This window comes from Agrobacterium sp. 16-2014-1-2a (assembly GCF_053522705.1).
In genome coordinates this window covers 274,735-297,611 of sequence record NZ_JBNWBX010000002.1, presented here as the reverse complement: position 1 = coordinate 297,611, position 22,877 = coordinate 274,735, and the positions used below count along the sequence as shown (strand labels likewise).

Here is a 22,877-nt window from a genome sequence, read left to right as displayed (position 1 = left end):
TAAGGAGGCATCATATGTCACCGGAAGAAAGCCAACTTCTCAAGGCCCTGTTCGACAGGACAAAAGCCGCATCCGCCACTCCGCGCGACCGCGAGGCGGAAATATTGATCGCAGATGCCGTGCGCGATCAGCCCGCAGCCCCCTATTATCTCGCCCAGGCGGTGATTGTTCAGGAAAAGGGTCTGGAAGCGGCAGCAGCACACATCCAACAGCTCGAAGACCGCATCCATGCGCTGGAAAGCGGTAATGCGGCCCCGCAAGCAGCCGCACAGGGTGGTTTTCTGAGTTCGATCTTCGGCACCGGCCAACAGCAATCACCTGCTCCGGCGCCCGTCTCGCCACCGCCCCAGACATCATGGCGCAACGATACCGCAGGCCAGACAGCCGGTCCCTGGGGCTCACCAGCAGGCCGCGCACCTGATCAGCAGCCCGGTGGCCTCTGGAGCCAGCAACCCGCAGGAGCCGGACGGTCCGGCGGCGGTTTCCTGCAAGGTGCGCTCGGCGCTGCTGCAGGTGTTGCCGGCGGCATGCTGCTCGCCAATTCGCTGAGCGGTATTTTCGGCAACCACGCATCGTCGCTCGGCATTGGCTCGCCATTCGGCGGCGGCAATCCGCTGGGCAACAATGCACCGGTCGAAGAAACCGTCATCAACAACTACTACGGCGACAGTTCCTCCCAGCCGGACAATAGTAACGATGTCCAGCAGGCCGACTACGACGACAGCGCCGATGACGATTTCGATCAAGGCGACGACGGGTCGTTCGCCTGAACGTTTTCAACCGTGAAAAGCCGGATCAGCCGCGGCCGCGATAGGTCGGCACACCCTGATCCGGCAACCACACGCCCTCGGGCACCGGTCCGGTCTGCCAGAAAACGTCAATCGGAATACCGCCGCGCGGATACCAGTAAGCGCCGATGCGCAGCCATTTCGGCTGCAACAGTTCCACCAGCCGCCTGGCGATATAGACCGAGCAATCCTCGTGAAATGCCCCGTGGTTGCGGAAGGATTGCAGGAACAGCTTCAGCGACTTCGATTCCACCAGAAAATCACCGGCAATATAGTCGATGACGATATGGGCGAAATCCGGCTGTCCGGTCATCGGGCAAAGCGAGGTGAATTCGGGTGCTGTGAACCGCACCACGTAATCGGTACCGGCATTGCCGTTCGGCACCTTTTCGAGAATGGCCTTTTCCGGGCTCTCTGGCGTATCGACCTTCGCGCCCAGCTGCGACAGGCTGGAAACATCCGTCACGGACATGGAAAACTCCTGCTTATTCAAACGATCACTTTGACGCCATGCGCCTTTTCGCCTTCCGGCTCGACGTGAATGGCAAGGCTGGCACCCGGTATGACTTCCCTTATGGCATCTTCAAGGCGGTCGCAAATATCATGCGCCTCCCGCACCGTCATCGGGGCGGGAACAACGACGTGGAAATCGATGAAGGCGGCCGAACCGGCGCGGCGGGTTCTAAGATCATGCACGCCGATGATGCCGACGGAATTTTCGGCGATCGCCTTCTTGATCGCCTCGTCTTCTTCCGGTTCCACCGCCCGGTCCATCAACCCGCCGAGCGAATGCAAAATGACCTTCGATCCCTGGAACAGGATGTTGATGGCCACCAGAATGGCGAGCAGCGGATCGAGAATGGCGTAACCCGTCAGAAGCGCCAGAACCAGACCGACCAGAACCCCTGCGGACGTTATGACATCCGACATGATATGATGACCATCCGCCTTGAGGGCTGGTGAAGCGTATTTCCGGCCGACGCGGATGAGGATTGTCGCCCAGACGGCGTTGATGACGCCCGCTGACGCGTTGATGGCAAGACCGAGAACCGGCGCTTCCGGCAGCTTCGGGTTGAAGAGACCACCCCAGGCTTCCTGCACGATCAGAAGTGCGGCGACGACGATCAGCACGCCCTCGACGACAGCCGAGATATATTCCGCCTTGTGATGGCCGAACTGGTGATCGTCATCTGCGGGCTTCTGCGCATAACGGATGACGAAATAGGCAATGAAGGCCGCAACAACGTTGACGGTCGATTCCAGCCCGTCCGACAGCAGCGCTACCGACCCTGTGACCCACCAGGCCACGAGCTTGAGGCCAAGCACGCCGAAAGAAAGTGGAATGCCCCAGAATGCGAGCTTCCTTACCAGTGCATTGCCTTCAGTGTTCATTTTTTGCCCCCGTGCGGATGCGAACGAATTGCAGAACTGACCGCCAAAACGCACGAACCGCGCGCACGGGGTCTCCGTGCACGCGGTTCGCTATTTGCGCTTCCTATCGTTCAAACCGCAGCCGAGGTCAAGACCCATGAGGTCACGTCGAAGACGTCACCCCTCGCTTTTCTGCTCACAGAAACGGATACGGTTGCCGAATGGATCGATGACTTCCATGACATCGCCCCAGGGCAATTCCTCGACACCAGGCTTCAGGAAGCGGTAGTCTTTGCCCGCCAGCTCTTTTTGGAAGGCATGCACGCCGTGCATGGTGGCGAAGATATTGGAGCCCGGCGTCGCGTCGCCATGATGGCCGCTGAGGTGAAGCCCCATTCCGGCCCGCGAAACCTGCATGTAGAGCGGGAAGTTTTCGCCGAAGCGGTGTTCCCAGTCGACCTTGAAACCGAGAAAATCAACATAGAATTCCCGCGCCTTGGCCTCATCGAAAATTCTGAGAATCGGGAATATCCGCGCAAAGCCAATGTGAGGAAGGTTTTCCCCACCCGCCGCGCTTGCATCCCGGGCGTCCACGTCACTGCCCATTCTGCTTGCCCCTTGTCAGGCGACGGAGATGGTACCGGCCGCAACGGATGCGGCCGGTACGCCTTATCCTTATTCGGCTGCGACGATCTTGCCGTCCTGCCACTTGTAGAGCGAGAAAGCCTGCGACGACAGGTCGCCACTCTCGCCATAGGTGACCTTGCCGATCGCCGTGGCAAAAGCGTCACCGCTCTTCAGAGCCGTGATGACCGCTTCGGAATCCTTTGCGCTTCCAGCCTTCTCGATGCCGGCCTTCAGCACTTCGACGGCAGCGTAAGCGTTAAGGGTGAAGGCTTCCGCAGGAATGTTGGCGGCCTTTAGAGCTTCGGCAGCAGCCTTGGAATCCGCGTTCTTCAGGGCGTCGGAGGCGTTGGTGAAGATCGTGCCTTCACCAGCCTTGGCACCGATGTTCCAGAACTCGCTGTTAGACAGGCCGTCACCGCCGATAACGGCAGCCTTGGCGCCGATATCGTTCAACTGACGCACCAGAAGACCGGCTTCCGGATGGTAACCGCCGAAATAGACGATATCGACATTTTCAGACTTGAGGCGGGCCGTCAGCGCGCCGAGATCCTTTTCGCCTGGTGTCAGCGCGTCATAGAGAACTTCGGTAACGCCACCGGCATTCAGCGTGGTCTTGAAGGCGTCCGCCAGACCCTTACCGTAAGCGCCCTTGTCGTGAATGATGGCGACCTTCTTGTCCTTAAGCTTGGCAAGAACGTATTTCGCCGCAACTTCTGCCTGCTGGTCGTCCCGACCGCAAGTGCGGAAAACATTGGTAAGGCCACGGTTCGTCAGGCCCGGCGAGGTCGCCGTGGGGGTGATCATCAGGACACCGTTTTCAGCAAACACGTCCGATGCCGGAATCGCAACGCCGGAGGTAACCGGACCGACGACGAAATGGATGCCTTCGGCAACCAGCTGGTTTGCAGCCGACACACCCTGCTTCGGCTCGCCGCCATCGTCTGCAAGCTTCAGAACGACCTGCTCTCCGAGAATGCCGCCCTTCTTGTTGATTTCATTGACTGCCGTCTGGGCGCCGTTCTTGACCTGGTCGCCATAGGCGGCGACGGGACCGGTAAGCGGCGCAATCAGGCCGATGACGATTTCGGCATGGGCAAGCGGTGCGAATGCGAAGGACGCTGCAAGCGTCACGCTGGTCAATGTCTTCAGTTTCATCCTGGTGTCTCCTTGGAAATGGGGTCTCAGCCCCGATGAGCGCCTTGGGCGCCGACCGAATGAAACTTCGCGGACGCCTCCCGGCGAAAACCCGTTCCATTTTTGAATTCCGAGCCTTCATTTCAACTCATACGGAAGGTTTGATGGCTTATGCAAGTCACCTTTGCTGGATAAGGTCTATTCGCGGTAAATCTATCGTCAGCCCAGCCTCGATCGTGTCATCGAAACGGGCGAGCGCAACGGCGTAAACGCTTGGCGTTTGGTCGCCGCAGGAGGATAATGGCGGCATGATAACAGCAGATGACGAATTTCTGACGGGTCTGCCCGTCTTCCGACATTTCGAAGACGTGGCCGACCCGGCGCTTTATCGCGCCCTGCCGCCGGGATGGGCGCTGGCAATTGCCGATATCATCGATTCGACAGGGGCGATCGGCACCGGCAGATATAAGTCCGTTAACATGGCGGGCGCTGCGGTCATCTCAGGCATATCGAACAGCCTCGGGCGTCACGACCTGCCCTTCGTGTTCGGTGGCGATGGAGCCGCCGTTGCGGTGCCACCGAACGGGATATCCCTTGCGCGCACCGCCCTTTCGAACGTGCAGCGCTGGGTGAAGGACGATCTCGACCTTTCGATGCGTGTGGCGCTTGTTCCGGTGGAGGACATACGCAACAACGGCTTCGATGTTCGCGTCGCGCGCTTTCAGGCAAGCGAGGATGTTTCCTACGCCATGTTTTCGGGCGGCGGCAACAGCTGGGCCGAGGCGCGGATGAAGGAGGGGCAATATGCCCTGCCCGCAGTTGCGACAGGCGGGCGGCCGGACCTGACCGGCCTTTCATGCCGCTGGAACCCCATTCCGGCAACCCATGGCAAGGTGGTGTCGATCATCGCCATGCCGGGACCCTCACTGGATATGCCGGCATTCCGCCAGCTGGTCATCGATCTCGTCGATCTGGCCACGCAGGACGCAAGACAAGGCCACCCCGTGCCGGAGGATGGGCCGAAACTGGGCTTCGTGCGGGAAGGCCTCGGTCTGGAAGCCAGGGCAGGTGCGGCCTATCACGATAGCTGGGGCAAGGTGCGCCGTTCGCTCCGCATTCTCGGTGAGAGCTTCCTCGTGAATTTCCTAGGCATGACGGGATTGTCGCTCGGACGGTTTAATGCGGATCGCTATCGGCGCTCGGTTGCCAGCAACACCGATTTCCGGAAATTCGACGATGGCCTGAAAATGACGGTTGATATCGACGCCGAGAGGCTCGAAAAGATCCGTGCGCGGCTGGAGCTGGGGCGCCTCTCCGGCACCTGCTATTTCGGCCTGCACGAGCAGGACGCCGCATTGATGACCTGTATCGTGCCCTCCCCGCTTTCGAAGGACCATATGCATTTCGTCGACGGTGCCGACGGTGGATATGCGGCTGCGGCAAGCCGGCTAAAGCAACAGATACAGGCTGCGTCTTCGCCGTGAGTGGGGCGGGCGACTTTTCACCGCATTACATGCGAGCCAGACGCCAAAAAAAAGAAAAAACCGGCGTCATGCGCCGGTTTCAACGGAATGGCACCGCCGGGCCGTGGGATGGCCGTTAGATCAAGCGGCAGCAGTCTTGCTGCTCTTCTGCACCTGGCAATAAATCTCCTCGAGGGAAGCGAGGATTTTTTTGACGGATTCGGAATTGCTGGAATAATAGATGGTCTGAGCATCCCGTCTTGTTTTCACCAGCCGCTGGGCACGCAATTTCGAAAGATGTTGCGAGAGCGCGGACTGGCTGAGACCAACTTGGGAGGCGAGAACACCGACCGGCACTTCCGTATCCACCAGCGTGCACAAGATCATCAGGCGCTTGGGATTTGCCATCGCTGAGAGCAAGTCTGCAGCGGCGATGCTATGTTCCGACAGAGATTGGTTATCCATACGCTCAAGTCTCCTGATGACAGTCGGAAAGACCGTCATGGTGGCTATTATAGGTGGTCCAAAAGGTGTTTTTTATAATTCAGTCGATACGTTGTATATACCTAAATCTTGCTTATATCGTGTCCCCCTCCAAGACTATTCTTCATTGATCATTTACCTGGACATCTTGATCAAATTTTCAGACTTTCGCCTGTTTTTCGTCATTTTAGCAACAAACTGCTACATTCTCAGTAGTATTTGGAGCAAAAAACAATCAAAAATTGAGCACACAAATCTTGTCTTCCAATGTCTGGCTTCGTGACCACTACCTTACACCACCTTAAATTTAGCAAGGAGGTACAGAATCTAGTTTTACTTTGCGCAATTTTCTCAAAGTTTGCAATATGCTTTTTATTCGTAATTATTTTAATGCATAACTTATAATGTCTTGGGTATTCTTTTTCTTTATACCAGCATTAGGTAATACAAAAAGGCCTTCCGGGGAGGAAGGCCTTTCGTTTTCTCGACCAATGCGAGTGTTTCTCATTTCTTGCGGTGGCGAGTGAGGCCTGTCACAATTTCGTCTGCGGAAATCGTGCCTATAATTGCGCCATTATCGACAACACCGATCGCGCCGGAATGTTTCGAGAGCGCATCGAGGATATCGATAAGCGGCGATGTCGGACGGGCGGTGGCGGCCACATTCAACCGGCCGTTTTGTTCGTCCACGCCTGGCTTCATCACGTCCGCGGCGGTCAACATGGAAATCGGGTTCATGTTCTGAACGAAATCCGCGACATATTGCGTAGCCGGTTGCTTGACGATCTGCTGCGGCGTGCCGCACTGGATGATACGCCCGCCCTCCATCATGGCGATGCGGTTGCCGATGCGGAATGCCTCGTCCAGATCGTGACTGACGAAGAGGATGGTTTTCTTCAACCGGCTCTGGAACTCCAGAAGTTCGTCCTGAAGGCGGCTTCTGATGAGCGGGTCGAGCGCCGAGAACGGCTCGTCCATTAAGAGAATGGGCGCTCCGGTCGCGAAGGCGCGCGCCAGTCCCACGCGCTGCTGCATGCCGCCGGAAAGCTCCCCCACCTTGCGGTCAGCCCAGGCGGACAGGTTCACCAGCTCAAGCTGCTCGGCCACCATGCGCTTGCGCTCCGCTTCCGGCGTCCCGGAAAGCTCCAGCCCGAAACCGACATTGTCGGCAACGTTTCGCCAGGGCAGCAGGCCGAATTGCTGGAAGACCATCGAAACAGTATGCATGCGCAGATCGCGCAGCGCCTTCGCCGTCGCCCGATAGGGGTCGACAAAACCGGACGCCGTCTTCACGCTGACATTGCCGCGCACCACAGGCGCAAGGCCGTTAACGGCCCTGAGCAGCGTCGATTTACCGGAGCCCGAAAGCCCCATGAGCACGAGTATCTCGCCCTCATTTACCGAAAGCGAGGCATTCGCAACGCCGAGGACCAGTCCGGTCTGCTCGTTGATCTCGTCACGCGTGCTGCCCTTGTCGATCAGCGCCAGCGCCGCCTCGGGCCGGTCGCCGAAGACGATATCGACATTTCCGAAGATGATTGCATCACTCATAGATCATGCTCCGTGCCGGGAAGGCGGAAAAGTCGGTCGAGAACGATCGCCAATATGACGATGCACAACCCCGCTTCGAAGCCCATGGCGATGTTGACTGTGTTCAATGCGCGTACCACCGGCACCCCCAGGCCGTTGGCGCCAACGAGGGCGGAGATGACCACCATCGAAAGCGAAAGCATGATCGTCTGGGTAAGACCCGCCATGATCTGCGGCGCAGCGAAGGGAAGCTCCACCTTGCGCAGAACCTGCGATGGCGTGGCACCGAAGGCGATGGCCGCTTCCACCAGCGCCGGCGGCGTCGAAACGATGCCGAGACGGGTCAGGCGCACGGGCGCGGGAATGGCGAAGATGACGGTGGCGATAAGACCGGGAACCATGCCGAGGCCGAACAGCACTAGCGCCGGAATGAGATAGACGAAGGTCGGAATGGTCTGCATCAAATCCAGCACCGGGCGCATGCCGGCATAGATCCATTTGCGCCGCGCCGCCAGTATTCCAAGCGGTATGCCGATGATCATGCAGACGGCGCTGGAGGCAAGAACGAGCGCCAGCGTTTCCGTCGTCGCCTTCCAGTACCCGAGATTGATGATGAACAGCAGACCAAGCGCCGTAAAGACCGGCATGCCGACCGACCGCCTCGTCCAGGCTGAAAGAGCCGTCACAATCGCGACGATGACCAGCGGATGCGGCGCCTGCAAAACGTAAAGCAGGGCGTTAATGACGCTTTGGAAAATGAAAGAAAGCCAATCGAAGAAAAAAGCGAGATTGCCGGTCAGCCAGTCAATGGCCTCCTTGGCATATCGGCCGACGGGCAGGCGGTTTTCAGGAGCGCTGAGCCATTCCACGGTAAGACAAGACCTTTCGTGAACCAGAGCAATTCCAGTAAAAATGCGTAACGGTTTTGGGCCCGGAATTGCAAAAAAATAAGAAGAACAGGCATTGAAGGTGATCCCGTTTCACCGGAAATGCCGCTAATGCAGAAACGACGGCCGGCAACAGCATTACCGGACACTGGGATGGCGCGTGACCCCGGATGCGAGAAAAATTCGCGGACCGAGATCATGCAAAGGACATCGTAATTTCCTGCAGTATCCGGCCTGTTAACAAGCTTAGGCCGGATACATGCGTTGTCTGCAACCTAGAGGCCCAAGGCCTTCTTGACGGCGGGCAAGGCGTCAGCGCTGCCATCCTTGGTCTTGACGTTGGCAAGCCAGGGTTCGATCGCGGCCGGGTTGGCCTTCAGCCAGGCAGTCGCCGCCGCTTCCCCCTCGAGGCCATCATTCAGGATCTTGCCCATGATCTCGTTTTCCATGGGCAGGGAGAATTCCAGGTTCTTGAGAAAGACGCCAACATTCGGGCATTCCTCGGTGTAACCCTTGCGGACATTGGTGTAGATCGTCGCACCGCCGAGATTGGGGCCGAAAACCTCGTCACCGCCGGTCAGATAGGTCAGCTTGAAATTCGTATTCATGGGATGCGGTTCCCAGCCGAGGAACACGATCGGTTCGCCGGATTTCCCCGCGCGGGCAACCTGCGACAGCATGCCCTGTTCGGAGGATTCGACCACCTCGAAACTCTTCAGCCCGAAGGTGTCCTTGGCGACCATGTCGAGGATCAGGCGGTTGCCGTCATTGCCGGGCTCGATGCCGTAGATCTTGCCGCCGAGATCGCCGCTATGGGCCGCGATATCCTTGAAATCCTTGATGCCGAGTTCAGCACCCTTGGCATTGGTCGCGAGCGTGTATTTCGCGCCGGTCAGGTTTTCACGCAGCGTTTCAACCGACTTGTCGTCGCGGTAAGGCGCGATATCGCCTTCCATGGTCGGCATCCAGTTGCCGAGGAACACGTCGATGTCCTTGTTTTTCAGGGATGTATAGGTAACGGGCACCGAGAGAAGCTTGACGTCGGTTTCATAACCGAGGCTCTTCAGCAGCACCGTGGCAGTCGCTGTGGTGGCAGTGATGTCGGTCCAGCCCACATCGGAAAAACGAACCTTGCCACAACTTGCCGGCTCCGCAGCGCCGGCTGCATTGAACGTCATGACGGAGATTGCTGCGGCCAAAGCCAGACAGCGACTTCTATTTGCAAACATCGCTTGCTCCCTTTTTTTCGTTCCCTTGCCATTATCAATATCTGCCGGACACAATCAACTCGCGTGCATTTGCGTGCTTTGGCCCGCCGTTTGCGACACGACGATGAAAATCTCCGGCTTTTTAGTCCGCGATACGGACAGCTGCGGGATGCGGAAATCTGTGTTTTTCCCGTTGCGGCACTTTTCAACCCGGCCCTTCGCCGTCAAAAGACGCGAAGGTGTACAGGGAGTGGACGATGGCAAAACTCTATTTCAATTATGCGGCGATGAACGCCGGCAAGTCGACCATGTTGTTACAGGCATCCTATAATTATCACGAGCGCGGCATGCGCACGTTGATTTTCACGGCCGCCTTTGACGACCGGGCCGGCTTCGGCCGGGTCGCGTCGCGCATCGGCCTGTCGTCCGACGCACGGACCTTCGACGCAAACACCGATATCTTCTCCGAAGTGGAGGCCCTGCATGCCGAAGCGCCCGTTGCCTGCGTTTTCATCGATGAAGCCAACTTCCTGTCCGAACACCATGTCTGGCAGCTTGCCGGTATTGCCGACCGGTTGAACATTCCGGTGATGGCCTACGGCCTGCGCACGGATTTTCAGGGCAAGCTTTTCCCGGCCTCCAGGGAACTGCTCGCCATTGCCGACGAGCTTCGCGAAATCCGCACCATCTGCCATTGCGGCCGCAAGGCGACGATGGTCGCCCGTTTCGACAATGAAGGAAATGTGGTCAAGGAAGGCGCGCAGATCGATGTCGGCGGCAACGAAAAATACGTCTCCTTCTGCCGCCGCCACTGGGTCGAAACGGTCAAGGGCGACTGACCGTCTGCGGCCGGTTGCCGCATTTGATTTTTCGCAAGGATGGCTCCCCTGCTCCTGCGCTAAGACCATGCGGACACATTCGCGTGGGATGTGCTTTCTCTCAGGAGCAAAAGATATGCACAACAAAACTGCCACCGTCGCCAGCCTTGCCATCGCTGCTGCCCTCCTTGCCTTTCCCGCCCTGTCGGCCGAAATCGAGGTGAAGATGCTCAACAAGGGCAGCGATGGCCAGGCGATGGTCTTTGAACCGGCAACCGTCAAGGCAGCTGTCGGCGACGTCATTTCCTTCGTGCCCGTCGACAAGGGTCATGATGCGGCTGCCGTCAAGGAAATGCTTCCCGAGGGCGTTGCGGACTTCAAGGGCAAGATGAACGAGACGGTGAAACTGACTGTCGAGAAGGACGGCGCATACGTCGTCAAATGCACGCCGCATCTCGGCATGGGCATGGTCGCCCTCGTTGTGGTCGGCGATGCCGCACCGGCCAATCTCGATGCCATAAAGACCGGCAAGCTGCCGAAAAAGGCGCGGGAGCGGCTGGACGCCGAAATTGCCAAGCTCGGTCTGTAACCGCCTGTCACCTTGTCCAGGCGATACATGCTCCACGCGTAGTTCCGGAACACGGGAACGACCCGCGCGGACCGCAGGTTGAGAAAAGTTTCGCAATCATGTTGTATCCCGGTGGGTAGGGACATATCTGGAAGACAGTAAACGACCGCGGTTGTTGCGAAGCGCCAAAAGGCGCATGGCCGAACCGCGGTTGTTCCTTCCGGCGTTCAGCCCCACGGGCAGAGGAGACTATGACGACATGATCGACCGGATAACCGCTTTGATTCAGGCAGCCTTCAACGCCATCGGCAAGGCCGCCGGTCTGGTCGTCGCCTGGCTTCTGTGGCCTTTCATGGCCGCCCACGGCTGGTACCGCGACCGCAACTGGATCATCAAGGGTCCGATCGCTCTGGTGCTCATCCTTCTGGCCGGCTTTTACGGATACTTCTTCTGGCAAACGCAGGTCTGGACGAATTTCGACCCGGATTATATTTCCCGTTACAAGCTTGCCGAACGCACGGTGCCGCCCGGGCAGGAATTGCCGGCTGCGACACCCACGGCCGCCGCCGGCGCCACCGGTGCTGCCGCAAACACCTCCGCACCGGTATGCCAGCGCTCGGCTATCGTCGATGCCGCCGCCGATCTCACCGATTTCAACGTCAATCAGAATGCATGGATTTCCTCCATGCTGCTCTATCGTCTCGGCCTTTTCGGCATGGACTGGGACAGCACGCCATTTCTGGACAACAAGGCGTCCTTCCAGCGCGGCGTGAACCAGGCGGTGCGCCGCACCGCGGTGGAACTGGTGGATACGCTCGGTCGCGTTCGTGGAACATCCGGTATTAACAACAATCTCCAGGAAGCGCGCGGGAACATGCAGTTCAGCGAATATTCCTGGTATTTCGGCCTCGATCCGTTTGGCCCCAAAACACCGACACCGAGCTACTATCGCGCCGCCATCCGCAGCTTCCAGGCATTTAACGGTGAACTCACCGCCTGCAAGGCCGTCTTCGATACCCGCGCCGATAACCTCATCCAGTTCATCGACCGCATTGCCGGCGATATCGGCTCGACATCGGCCATTCTGCGCGAGCGTTCGGAAAACTATAATGGCGGCTGGTTCGACACTCGCGCGGACGACCGTTTCTGGTTCGCCTATGGCCAGCTCTATGGTTATTACGGCGTGCTATCAGCAGCCGGATCGGACTTCGCGCAGGTTATTCGCGAACGCAATCTGACCAATCTCTGGAACGACACCCTGGGACAGACCCGTGCGGCGCTACGCATCCAGCCGGCGATCATTTCCAACGGCGACGAAAGCGGTTGGATCATGCCCTCGCACCTTGCCACCATGGGATTTTATGTTCTGCGCGTTCGCTCCAACCTCGTCGAGCTCCGCTCCGTTCTCGACAGGTAAGTCAACGGCTTGGACCGGCATGAAAATCAGCTTATCAGGCCAAGGCGTATTGTCTTGGCCACCAGCTGCGCGCGGTTGACGCAATCCAGCTTGCGAATGGCGTTGTTCATATAGGTATTGACGGTGTGCTCCGAGATGGACAGTAGCTCGGCAATCTCCACGGAGGTCTTGCCCTGCGCAGTCCAGCGAACCACGTCGAGTTCCCGCTTCGTCAGTGGTGAGGGGAGTTTTGAGCCTGCACGACAAAGCCGGTCATAGGCCTCCAGGGCGTGAAGGGCGATCATGCACAGCTCGTTTAGCGAACCCTGCGACAGGACATCGCAATCGCCTGCGAAATTCATCAGATGCCGGTTTCCGTCCATGCCGTTCACCGGCACCAGAAGACCGGAGGTGATGCCCATGCCGCGCAGCAGGGTTGAGACTTCCAGCAGCGAGCCGCAGTTGATGTCCTTATCGTCAAGAGACCAGTATTGCGGCATCATCGATGAAGCGCCGCGCTTTATGACGGGACAATCTGCAAGTTCACCGTCCCGGGTCATCGCATTCACCACCCACACCGGCAGGCTGCTTTCCACCACTATCGGCAGGGCATAGGCATTGCGAATGCTCGGCAGCTTCAGCAACGTCACGTAGGAATAACTGAACGCCTGCATCACCTGCTGCAGCGCCGCCAGCCATTGGGGTCTGTCAATGGCAGCCGAAAGGTCGCGGCAAAGTCTGGCCTGGCGCTCCGTCTTTGGCATTCAGGCGCCACCCGGCGGTGGGCGCAGGACACCCAGAAGCGACGACCAGGCGGCATGGGCAAACAGTGTTGCAACCTTCATATCGGACGGACCACCTTGACTAAAGTGCCGGTTTTTCGGGTTTATCCTTCGGCTTGGCCATCAGTTTCTCCAGGAAACCGAGCATGACCGCCGAGACGACAAAGGCCAGATGGATGATGGTGAACCACATCAACTGGCTATCCGTATACTGACTGGCGTTGAGGAATATCTGTAGCAGGTGGATCGACGAAATCGCCACAATCGACGATGCGACCTTGATTTTCAGGCTGCCGGCATCAAGCTTGCCCAGAAACGAAACCTCGTCATCCGCCTCATCGAAACGGCTGACGAAATTCTCGTAGCCGGAAATCATCACCATGACGATAAGGCTCGCGACCAGCGCCGCATCGATCAGCCCGAGCATGGCGAGGATCATGTCCGATTCGTCGTAAGTGAAAACGTTTTTGGCGACCTTCAGGAATTTCAGCACGAAGGAAAATGCATAAACCGCCAGCGCCGCGACGAGCCCGAGATAAAACACGACGAGCAGCCAGCGGCTGGAGAGAATGATCCGCTCGACGAGCAGTTCAAGTGACTTCATTTCCGTATCCGATTACTTTTTTGTATATTGTTGGAGCATGCATTCTTCCGCCATCTAAACTGGCTGCGAATATCCTAGCAAGCGTCAATGTCGGGACTTTGGCCGGAACCCGGCATTTTCGCGCCTCTCCACCGGTCCGGATGCAGTCTCACGGGGCGTCACATTTTTGCCACGCACCGTTATGCTTTAAAACATGATGATAAAAGTCATATATAATATGTTGACAGTTATGATCATGTTTTTTAGTCCTCAGCAATCGGCTTGCCCGTAACAAATCAAAACAGTTTCAGCCGCGACAGCAAGCGCGGCGCGTTTTTGCGCGCCATAGCTTCTGCGCACGCCTTATCCGGGGGTATTTAATGTCCATCTCGCGCACACATTCGGCGCTGTTTTTGTGCACTGCCATGTCTCTTCTGCCCTTTGCCGGACCTGCGCAATCGCAGGATGCCGCTTCGCAGACGAACGACACCACCACGCTGGAGAAGATCGTGGTCAAGGGCAAGCGCGTCAAAAGCGCGAATGCAGCCGCCGACACACCGCTTGCAAGCCAGACGACGGCGGAAGACATCAGGAAGAAAGACATCGGCAGCATCAAGGACCTCGGAAACTCCACCGAGCCGGGTGTCGATTATGTGGATGCCAAGCCCGGCAGGCCCGGCGGCCTGTTCATTCGCGGTCTGGGCGGCGCCCGTGTCGTGACCCTGATCGACAATATTCCCGTTCCCTACTTCAACAATTTCGCCCGTCAGGGACAGGCCACGACGACCCTGAGTGATACCAGTTCGAGCTTTGATTTTTCATCGCTTTCCACGGTTGACGTTGTACGCGGCGCCGATTCCAGCCGCATCGGTTCCGGCGCCCTTGGCGGCGCACTCGTTCTGCGCACGCTTGAGCCGGAAGACCTGATCGGTGAAGGCAAGGACTGGGGCGGTGTTGCCAAGACCACCTATGACAGCGAGGACAGAAGCGTCGGCGGATCGCTCGCCGTTGCAAAGAAGATCGAAAACACCTCGGTTCTGTTCCAGGGCTCCTACAAGCGCGGCAACGAAACGGACAATAAGGGCTTCGCCGATATCTACGGAACCCGCCGCACCAAGCCCAACCCGGCAGATACCTACGAAAGCAACCTGATGTTCAAGATCCGCCAGGATCTGGAAGGCGGCCACCGCATCGGACTTACGGCCGAGCGTTATTCATTGCGAGATCGCAGCGACATGCGAACCCTGCAAGGCGTCAGCGTATCGGGATCGACTTACCGTATTGGCGACTACAGCGGCTACGAGGATACGGAGCGCGACCGCGTATCGCTTGATTACGAATATGAAGCGCCGTCGACAGACAGCCTGATCGATGCAGCCAATCTGTCGCTCTACTGGACGCGCCTCTCCAAGGAATCCGGCGCTGGCAACCGGCTGACCAACAACTCGCTCTATATCCGCGAAGACAGCATGCGCAACAGCGCTTTCGGCATCGTCGGCGGCCTTGAATCCGGTTTCGAACTCGGCGGCGTGCAGCACACCGTGCGCTTCGGCGGCAACGCCATGACAACCGATTTCAGCCAGGCACTTTATGCCAACACAGGCGGAGTGACCTCATCGTCACAGTCGGACATGCCTGACGTGAGCGGCAAGAGCCTTGGCCTCTATCTCGATGACGAAATCGCGTTTGGAAACGGTTTCAGGCTGACCCCCGGACTGCGCTTCGATTCCTACGATTACGATCCGGATGGCTCGGTATCCAGCAACAGCGGTTACAACACCTTTGGCCTGCCAAGCGGCAATAGCGGTTCGCGCTTCTCGCCGAAGCTGCTCGCGACATACGACGTGACACCGGAATTGCAGCTCTTCGCACAATGGTCGATGGCCTATCGCGCTCCGACCATCAACGAGCTTTATCTGAACTTCTCGAATATCAGCTCGGGTTATGCCGTGGTCGGCAACTCCGCACTCAACCCCGAAACCAGCAACGGCTTTGAAATCGGCGCCAATTACGCATCCGGCGATCTGACGGGGAGCCTGACGCTGTTCCACAACAAGTACAAGAACTTCATCGAGCAATACACGACCTCGACGACGCTGTTCCCCGGCTTCGGCGGCAGGGGCAACGGATCGCTCTTTACCTATCGCAACCGCAACAATGTTGAAATCTCCGGAGTGGAAGCCAAGGTCCGCAAGGAACTCGCAAACGGCTTCTTCGCCCATGCGTCGCTTGCTTATGCTTATGGCAAAGACACAGACAGCAACGAATTCATCCGCACGGTGGCGCCGTTCAAGTCCGTCCTCGGCGTCGGCTACGCACAGGAGACATGGGGCACGGAATTCACCGGCATCTTCTCCTCGCATATGCGTGACGACAAGGTGGCCACAACCTACGACGCACCCGGTTACGGCATCTTCAACCTGACCGGCTGGTGGGAACCGGAACAGACCAAGGGCCTGCGTATTCAGGCCGGCGTCTACAACCTGTTCGACAAGCAATACTGGAACGCCGTCGGCGTCCGTGACGTCAACCCCAATGCCGTCAGCACCGTCAACCAGCCTGTCGACTTCTATACGGAAGCGGGACGCACCTTCAAAATCTCTCTGACCCAGAAATTCTGAACCCGGTCGGAACATCATCTCCAGTCGGGGCGGCCTTGGGGTCGCCCCCTTTTTATCAGCGGCAGTAGAGATAACCTCCCTTTCGCTCCAGCACGTCGAGATGCAGGTGATCCTGATGGGTCGCGTCGCTGCCGGGGGAAAGAACGGTTCGGAAGAACAGGCAGGCGGCGGCTGTGATCGTCCGCTGGAAGGCACCTTCCACCGTTCCATCCTCGCCGCGCGGCTTCATCACCAGCGGATCGCCCTTGTCAAAGGAAATGGTGGAAATATCGACAGCATTGCCCTTGGCATGTTCGGAAATCTTGCCGGTTTCGGCACTGTTGCGGTTGCGGCAAATATAGGTCGAGGCATTGGCAATCGCCGTTACCTTTTTGTCCGGCAGGGCGAGAGCCGCAGCCGGCAGCATCATCTCCTTTGTCCAGCGCGATAGCGCAAGGGCCGTTTCGCAGCGCATGGTGCCAGATGGTTCAAGCTTGATGCCCGGCAGCACCACGGAAAGCTCGATCGGCGCTTCGATACCGCACCCCTGCTCGTCGTCGCGGATCGGCTCGAGCTCTTTGAATTCCGCGCCGATTTCCTTCAATGCGCCAAGGCAGGCCTGAAGCTCTGCCGGGTCTTCCGACTTCACAGGCTCCGGCGGTTTTTCCTCGGGTTTCGTTGCTTCGACAGCCGGAGTTACCGTCTCGCCGCCGTTTTGCCCCTTGTCATCTTTCTTCTTGTCCTCGGCACCCTTCCCTTCCGCGTCGGATTTTCCTTCTTCAGGCGGTTGCGGCTTGGGGGTCGGCTTCGGTGTGTCTTCGGGCGTTTGCGCGCCCTTATCGGCCGGCTTTTCCGTTGTGGCAGGTGCTTGCTGTTCGCCAGGCTTCGGCTGTGGCACCGGCACCTGTGGCGGCGGTTCGGAAGCGGAAATAAGGGCGAGACTCGTCATCAGAAGACACAGGCGATGAAGCATTTTCCGGGGCACTCCTGACTGTTTCGGCAGGACAGGAACGCAACTCGCGCCGGTAAGGTTCATTCCGTCGCCGGAATCCGCTTGCCAAGGCGAATTGTGCAGGCTAACAATTTTCCCATGAACATCGTGTCTATGAACATTGCTAACTGGTGGTGGAGCAGCTTTACGCGGCCTTGACCAGTCATGTCTTCAGACAAAGTCCAAGCCGCCCGAATTTTCAGGCGGCTTTTTTGTTATTCTGCCGCCTGTCATCGGGCCTGAAAAACGGGAAGTGCGAAAGAAATGGTAACGATCATTCAGGATGACGGAGCGGAAACCTACGAGACGAAAGGCGGCATAAAGGTCAGCCGAAAGCGTCGCGCCGCCGAATATGCCAGCGCCATCGACAACTACATCGAAAAGCTCGATGCCCATCGCGGCGCGGTTTTCTCGTCCAACTACGAATATCCGGGCCGCTACACGCGCTGGGATACGGCCATCATCGATCCGCCGCTCGGCATTTCCTGCTTCGGTCGCCAGATGTGGATCGAAGCCTATAACGGCCGCGGCGAAGTACTGCTCGACTTCATCACCGAAAAGCTGAAAGCGACGCCCGATCTGACGCTTGGCGCATCCTCCGTCCGCCGTCTCGACCTCACGGTCAACGAGCCGGACCGCGTCTTTACAGAAGAAGAACGCTCGAAAATCCCGACCGTCTTTACGGCGCTGCGCGCCATCGTCGACCTGTTCTATTCGAATGCGGATTCGGCCATCGGCCTGTTCGGCGCCTTCGGTTACGATCTCGCTTTCCAGTTCGACGCGATCAAGCTTTCGCTCGCGCGCCCGGAAGACCAGCGCGACATGGTGCTGTATCTGCCCGACGAAATTCTCGTCGTGGACCATTATTCCGCCAAGGCCTGGATCGACCGTTACGATTTCGAGAAGGACGGTGTAACGACGGACGGCAAGTCCTCAGAGATCGCGCCCGATCCCTTCAAGACCACCGACACGATCCCGCCCAAGGGCGATCACCGTCCCGGCGAATATTCCGAGCTGGTGGTGAAGGCCAAGGAAAGCTTCCGACGCGGCGATCTGTTCGAGGTCGTTCCCGGCCAGAAGTTCATGGAGCGCTGCGAAAGCAATCCATCGGCGATCTCCCGCCGCCTGAAGGCGATCAACCCCTCGCCCTATTCATTCTTCATCAATCTCGGTCATCAGGAATATCTGGTCGGTGCTTCGCCGGAAATGTTCGTGCGAGTCTCCGGCCGTCGCATTGAGACCTGCCCGATTTCAGGCACCATCAAGCGTGGCGACGACCCGATTGCCGACAGCGAGCAGATCCTGAAGCTGCTGAATTCGAAAAAGGACGAGTCCGAACTGACCATGTGCTCGGACGTGGACCGCAACGACAAGAGCCGCGTCTGCGAGCCGGGTTCGGTGAAGGTCATCGGCCGCCGCCAGATCGAGATGTATTCGCGCCTCATCCACACGGTCGACCACATCGAGGGCCGTCTGCGCGACGACATGGATGCCTTCGATGGCTTCCTCAGCCACGCCTGGGCCGTCACCGTCACCGGCGCACCGAAGCTCTGGGCCATGCGCTTCATTGAAAGCCATGAAAAGAGCCCGCGCGCCTGGTATGGCGGCGCAATCGGCATGGTCGGTTTCAACGGCGACATGAATACCGGGCTTACGCTGCGCACCATCCGTATCAAGGATGGCATCGCGGAAGTCCGCGCCGGTGCGACGCTTCTCAATGATTCCAATCCGCAGGAAGAAGAAGCCGAAACCGAACTGAAGGCATCCGCCATGATCGCGGCCATTCGCGATGCAAAAGCCACAAACTCGGCCGCCACCAAGCGCGATGCCGCCAAGGTAGGCACCGGCGTCAAGATCCTGCTGGTCGATCACGAAGACAGTTTCGTGCACACGCTGGCGAATTATTTCCGCCAGACGGGCGCCACGGTTTCCACCGTCAGAACGCCGGTCGCAGCGGAGGTCTTCGACCGCTTCCAGCCCGATCTCGTCGTGCTTTCGCCCGGACCGGGCAGCCCGACGGATTTCGACTGCAAGGCGACGATCAAGGCCGCCCGCGCCCGCGAGTTGCCGATCTTCGGCGTGTGCCTCGGTCTTCAGGCTCTGGCGGAAGCCTATGGCGGCGAACTTCGCCAACTTGCGGTACCAATGCACGGCAAGCCCTCACGCATCCGCGTGCTGGAGCCAGGCCTGGTCTTCTCCGGTCTCGGCAAGGAAGTGACCGTCGGTCGCTACCATTCGATCTTCGCCGACCCTTCCACCCTTCCGCGTGATTTCATCATCACCGCTGAAAGTGAAGACGGCACGATCATGGGCATCGAACACGCCAAGGAACCGGTAGCCGCCGTTCAGTTCCACCCGGAATCGATCATGACTCTCGGCCAGGATGCCGGCATGCGCATGATCGAGAACGTCGTGGTGCATCTGACCCGCAAGGCGAAAACCAAGGCAGCGTAAACATCCTGCATCGGCGGCGTCACTTCGGCGCCGCCGGGCAGGCCTCAAACAGCGCGACTTCGAGGTGCTGCCTAACTACGCGGCAGCGATGTGGAAATGCACAGCGCGAATTTCTTCAAAAGTTGCATGTCGAAGTGGCCTTCCCGGCGCAACATCCACGTCAGCGCTTCGTTTGCCGTCCAAGGCTTCTTGTAGGGCCGAACCGAGGTTACGGCGTCATAGACATCGCAGATCGCCGCAATGCGCGCGTGAAGACTGATCTCGTTTCCGGCGCAGCCGCTGGGATAACCGCCGCCATCAATGCGCTCGTGATGATTGAAGCAGACATCCAGAACCATGGCCGGCATCTGCTCGTTGCGCGACAAGATATCCCGGCCAAACGTTGGATGAAGATTGATGATTTCCCGCTCGGTGGCGCTTAAACCTTCCGCCTTGTTGAGGATCGACGAAGGAATTTCCACCTTGCCGATATCGTGCAGCAGGCCGCTGATGCCGAGCAGATCGACCGTTTCCTTGTCCAGCCCGAGATAATTGCCAAAATGGATCATCAACCCGCTGACGGAAACCGAATGCACGAAGGTCGTCTCGTCCTTCGACTTCAACCGGGTAACGCCGATGAAAATCGCCGGGTTCGACTGGACCGCATCGGAAATCTTGCCGGCCGCCGCTGTCATGCCCTTGAGCGACACGCAGCCACCGGCTTCGGCAACGGCAAATGTCTCGGCAATGGCATCGGCGGCGGAGCGCACGGCATGGGTGATGGCAGCCATGGTTTCGGGGCCATTGTTTAATCGCGGCGGGACGGTTCCAGAGTACGGCCTACCCTCGATATCGTTTCCCTTGGCCGTATTGATGATGATGCTTTCAGCGCCGCTCAATTTCAATTGACGCATCAACTCTTCATGGCGCAGAAGAAATCGATATCGCTGCAAAAATCCGCTGTTCGAAAGCGCTCCCTCGACCGCTTCGATAAACATGCCAACCGTCAATTGCTGGGTAGAAATTCGTTTGAGCATCAGACGCTTTTATTTTCCTTCCCGGGAATGGTAACCTCCGCTGGCAATTGCTGAAAAGACCGGAACCAACCGGTATCCCTGCAAGGGTAAGTTACGCATTCCTAACATTGTTCAATTTTGGAACTTAAACATAAGATAGCACGAATATGAAAATTTTTTACTCTGGATATATTTAAAACGCAAAGAATCAATTCGATTAAGTCAAGAAACAACCTAAGAATGTAAATACTGAAAATTCTCGCGAACGACGTAAACCAGGAGCCGAAGAAAAGCCGCATGAATTCGAAACTTGAAACGCGCATCGATCAGGGTACGGGCCGTGAACCGGCAGATATAGTTCTCAAGGGCGGACGATTCTTCGACCTCGTAACTGGAGAACTTGTTGCCTCCGACATCGCCATCTGCGGCGATACCATCGTTGGAACTTGCGAAAGCTACAAGGGTCGCCGGGAAATCGACATTTCCGGGAAAATCGTCGTTCCAGGTTTCATCGATACCCATCTCCACATCGAATCATCGCTGGTCACGCCGCACGAATTCGACCGCTGCGTTCTGCCCTACGGCGTTACCACCGCCATCTGCGACCCGCATGAGATCGCCAATGTTCTGGGCGCGGAGGGGCTTCGGTTCTTCCTGGACAGTTCCATGGAAACCATCATGGACATCCGCGTACAGCTCTCGTCCTGCGTGCCCGCAACCCATCTGGAAACCTCGGGCGCCGATCTGCCGATCGAAAAACTGCTGCCGTTCCGTGATCATCCGAAGGTTATCGGCCTTGCCGAATTCATGAATTTTCCGGGTGTCATCCACAAAGACCCGGTATGCATGGCAAAACTCGAAGCCTTTCAGGGACAGCATATCGACGGACACGCGCCGCTTCTCTCGGGAACGGCGCTGAACGGATATCTGGCAGCCGGCATCCGCACCGAACATGAGTGCACCAGCGCTGCCGAGGCTTTGGAAAAGATCCGCAAGGGCATGCATATTCTCGTGCGCGAAGGCTCGGTCTCAAAAGACCTGCACGCCCTGATGCCTGTTATCACCGAGCGTCTGTCGCCTTATCTTGCGCTTTGCACCGATGACCGAAACCCACTCGACATCGCCGAACAGGGTCATCTCGATTATATGATCCGCACTGCAATCGCCAACGGCGTGGAACCGCTCGCCATCTACCGCGCCGCCTCGATTTCCGCCGCAAAGGCCTTCGGCCTGCGCGATCGCGGTCTTATCGCACCGGGCTGGCGCGCCGACCTCGTGGTGATCGACACCTTGCAGAACTGCAAGGCTGGCATGGTCTTCTCCGGCGGCCGTATCGTCGATGACGCGCTGTTTGCCACCCGCAAGCCGGTCGCGCCCGTCGGTCTTGACAGCGTCAAGGCAAGACCAGTGCTCGCCGCCCATTTCGGCGTGCCGGTCGCGCAAGGCGAGACCCCGGTGATGGGCGTGCTCCCCGGCAAGATCATCACCGAACATCGCCGCTACACGCTGCCGACGGACGGCAACCAGACGACTGTCGATCTCGCAAACGACATCATCAAGGTCGCCGTCATCGAGCGCCATGGCAAGAACGGCAACCACGCCAACGGCTTCGTGCAGGGCTTCGGGCTGAAGAAGGGCGCCATCGCCTCCACTGTCGGTCATGACAGCCACAATATCTGCGTTGTCGGCGTTAACGAGGACGACATGGCGCTGGCCGCCAACCGGCTCGGCGAAATCAAGGGCGGTTTCGTGGTAGTCGAAGACGGCAAGGTGACGGGCGAGATTGCGCTCCCGGTCGCCGGGTTGATGAGCCTCGAACCTTACGAAACGGTGCGAGACACGCTCCACACCCTGCGAAAGGCAGCCTATGCGCTCGGCACGACGCTCGAGGAGCCCTTCCTGCAGGTGGCTTTCCTGCCGCTACCCGTCATCCCGCACCTGAAGATTTCCGACATGGGCATGGTGGATGTGGATCGGTTTGCACTGATCTGACGACGGAGTTTATCGGCTGGAAACAGCGTAATCTGCTTATGCCGCGTTTCTGAGACGGCGCGAGCCGTCTCAGATTTTCGTTTCTGCAGGCCAGGTCACGTAATAATATTTGCCCGCGACCCTGCCAAAATAGGCGTGGCGCAAGTTACCGGAATAAGAATAAATGAGCCGAGCGACGTCCGCATAAAAAAGAAGGCGAAACGGACG

The 22,877-nt window shown here is 58.1% G+C and carries 20 protein-coding genes; 8 read left to right on the top strand and 12 right to left on the bottom strand.

The genetic code is table 11. From position 1 onward, the window contains the following. Positions 1 to 14 precede the first annotated feature (14 nt). Positions 15 to 770, top strand: a complete 756-nt coding sequence (locus ACQZ45_RS10280) for a DUF2076 domain-containing protein (protein ID WP_113292397.1) — start codon at positions 15 to 17, stop codon at positions 768 to 770. Positions 771 to 795: 25 nt separating this feature from the next. Here ACQZ45_RS10280 and queF read toward each other — a convergent pair whose 3' ends face one another. The 4 genes from queF to ACQZ45_RS10260 all read right to left on the bottom strand — a co-directional run bounded on the left by queF (position 796) and on the right by ACQZ45_RS10260 (position 3,941). Further along, positions 796 to 1,260 (bottom strand): preQ(1) synthase, encoded by a 465-nt coding sequence (queF, locus tag ACQZ45_RS10275; RefSeq protein WP_013636627.1) that lies wholly within the window; start codon positions 1,258 to 1,260, stop codon positions 796 to 798. A gap of 17 nt (positions 1,261 to 1,277) precedes the next feature. Further along, on the bottom strand, positions 1,278 to 2,180 hold the full coding sequence (locus ACQZ45_RS10270; RefSeq protein ID WP_065702295.1) for a cation diffusion facilitator family transporter: 903 nt from the start codon (positions 2,178 to 2,180) through the stop codon (positions 1,278 to 1,280). Between the two features lie 156 nt (positions 2,181 to 2,336). Further along, the gene (locus tag ACQZ45_RS10265; RefSeq protein ID WP_013636628.1) at positions 2,337 to 2,765 is read right to left on the bottom strand and encodes a glyoxalase superfamily protein; all 429 of its coding nucleotides are present in this window, start codon (positions 2,763 to 2,765) and stop codon (positions 2,337 to 2,339) included. A 69-nt stretch (positions 2,766 to 2,834) separates the two neighbouring features. Continuing rightward, positions 2,835 to 3,941, bottom strand: coding sequence for a branched-chain amino acid ABC transporter substrate-binding protein (locus ACQZ45_RS10260; RefSeq protein ID WP_013636629.1), 1,107 nt, complete (start codon positions 3,939 to 3,941; stop codon positions 2,835 to 2,837). Between the two features lie 287 nt (positions 3,942 to 4,228). Between ACQZ45_RS10260 and ACQZ45_RS10255 the strand changes: the two genes are divergently transcribed. After that, complete coding sequence (locus ACQZ45_RS10255) at positions 4,229 to 5,404, top strand: DUF3095 domain-containing protein (protein ID WP_111790660.1); 1,176 nt, start codon at positions 4,229 to 4,231, stop codon at positions 5,402 to 5,404. Positions 5,405 to 5,524: 120 nt separating this feature from the next. On the opposite strand, the gene ACQZ45_RS10250 is transcribed toward ACQZ45_RS10255, so the two are convergent. The 4 genes from ACQZ45_RS10250 to ACQZ45_RS10235 all read right to left on the bottom strand — a co-directional run bounded on the left by ACQZ45_RS10250 (position 5,525) and on the right by ACQZ45_RS10235 (position 9,461). Next, positions 5,525 to 5,848 carry an ArsR/SmtB family transcription factor gene (locus ACQZ45_RS10250; protein WP_003513586.1) on the bottom strand — a complete coding sequence of 108 codons (324 nt, stop codon included), beginning with the start codon at positions 5,846 to 5,848 and terminating at the stop codon, positions 5,525 to 5,527. A 522-nt stretch (positions 5,849 to 6,370) separates the two neighbouring features. Then, entirely contained in the window at positions 6,371 to 7,417 is a 1,047-nt protein-coding gene (gene choV, locus ACQZ45_RS10245) for a choline ABC transporter ATP-binding protein (RefSeq protein WP_003513591.1), read from the bottom strand. Beyond that, on the bottom strand, positions 7,414 to 8,265 hold the full coding sequence (choW, locus tag ACQZ45_RS10240; protein WP_003513593.1) for a choline ABC transporter permease subunit: 852 nt from the start codon (positions 8,263 to 8,265) through the stop codon (positions 7,414 to 7,416). The genes choV and choW overlap by 4 nt, the downstream gene beginning before the upstream one ends. Before the next feature lie 293 nt (positions 8,266 to 8,558). Beyond that, the gene (locus ACQZ45_RS10235; protein WP_233283658.1) at positions 8,559 to 9,461 is read right to left on the bottom strand and encodes a choline ABC transporter substrate-binding protein; all 903 of its coding nucleotides are present in this window, start codon (positions 9,459 to 9,461) and stop codon (positions 8,559 to 8,561) included. A gap of 287 nt (positions 9,462 to 9,748) precedes the next feature. On the opposite strand from ACQZ45_RS10235, the gene ACQZ45_RS10230 reads away from it, so the two are divergent. The 3 genes from ACQZ45_RS10230 (at position 9,749) to ACQZ45_RS10220 (ending at position 12,294) form a co-directional block, all read left to right on the top strand. Then, positions 9,749 to 10,330, top strand: a complete 582-nt coding sequence (locus ACQZ45_RS10230) for a thymidine kinase (RefSeq protein WP_003513599.1) — start codon at positions 9,749 to 9,751, stop codon at positions 10,328 to 10,330. A gap of 115 nt (positions 10,331 to 10,445) precedes the next feature. Continuing rightward, complete coding sequence (locus tag ACQZ45_RS10225; RefSeq protein WP_003513601.1) at positions 10,446 to 10,898, top strand: pseudoazurin; 453 nt, start codon at positions 10,446 to 10,448, stop codon at positions 10,896 to 10,898. A gap of 238 nt (positions 10,899 to 11,136) precedes the next feature. Continuing rightward, the gene (locus ACQZ45_RS10220; RefSeq protein WP_013636632.1) at positions 11,137 to 12,294 is read left to right on the top strand and encodes a DUF2333 family protein; all 1,158 of its coding nucleotides are present in this window, start codon (positions 11,137 to 11,139) and stop codon (positions 12,292 to 12,294) included. A gap of 26 nt (positions 12,295 to 12,320) precedes the next feature. On the opposite strand, the gene ACQZ45_RS10215 is transcribed toward ACQZ45_RS10220, so the two are convergent. Together ACQZ45_RS10215 and ACQZ45_RS10210 are read right to left on the bottom strand one after the other, a co-directional pair. After that, the gene (locus ACQZ45_RS10215; protein WP_013636633.1) at positions 12,321 to 13,037 is read right to left on the bottom strand and encodes a helix-turn-helix transcriptional regulator; all 717 of its coding nucleotides are present in this window, start codon (positions 13,035 to 13,037) and stop codon (positions 12,321 to 12,323) included. 100 nt (positions 13,038 to 13,137) lie between these two features. Then, entirely contained in the window at positions 13,138 to 13,659 is a 522-nt protein-coding gene (locus ACQZ45_RS10210; protein WP_013636634.1) for a TIGR00645 family protein, read from the bottom strand. A gap of 359 nt (positions 13,660 to 14,018) precedes the next feature. On the opposite strand from ACQZ45_RS10210, the gene ACQZ45_RS10205 reads away from it, so the two are divergent. Beyond that, the gene (locus ACQZ45_RS10205) at positions 14,019 to 16,259 is read left to right on the top strand and encodes a TonB-dependent hemoglobin/transferrin/lactoferrin family receptor (protein WP_003513609.1); all 2,241 of its coding nucleotides are present in this window, start codon (positions 14,019 to 14,021) and stop codon (positions 16,257 to 16,259) included. A 55-nt stretch (positions 16,260 to 16,314) separates the two neighbouring features. Here the strand turns inward: ACQZ45_RS10205 and ACQZ45_RS10200 are convergent, their stop codons facing one another. Beyond that, complete coding sequence (locus ACQZ45_RS10200; protein ID WP_113292398.1) at positions 16,315 to 17,211, bottom strand: extensin family protein; 897 nt, start codon at positions 17,209 to 17,211, stop codon at positions 16,315 to 16,317. Between the two features lie 282 nt (positions 17,212 to 17,493). On the opposite strand from ACQZ45_RS10200, the gene ACQZ45_RS10195 reads away from it, so the two are divergent. After that, complete coding sequence (locus ACQZ45_RS10195) at positions 17,494 to 19,683, top strand: anthranilate synthase (RefSeq protein ID WP_003513614.1); 2,190 nt, start codon at positions 17,494 to 17,496, stop codon at positions 19,681 to 19,683. A gap of 71 nt (positions 19,684 to 19,754) precedes the next feature. Here ACQZ45_RS10195 and ACQZ45_RS10190 read toward each other — a convergent pair whose 3' ends face one another. Then, positions 19,755 to 20,699, bottom strand: coding sequence for an HD-GYP domain-containing protein (locus ACQZ45_RS10190; protein WP_065659135.1), 945 nt, complete (start codon positions 20,697 to 20,699; stop codon positions 19,755 to 19,757). Between the two features lie 276 nt (positions 20,700 to 20,975). Here ACQZ45_RS10190 and ade point away from each other — a divergent pair, with 276 nt between their 5' ends. Then, complete coding sequence (ade, locus tag ACQZ45_RS10185) at positions 20,976 to 22,670, top strand: adenine deaminase (RefSeq protein ID WP_019565181.1); 1,695 nt, start codon at positions 20,976 to 20,978, stop codon at positions 22,668 to 22,670. Positions 22,671 to 22,877 lie beyond the last annotated feature (207 nt).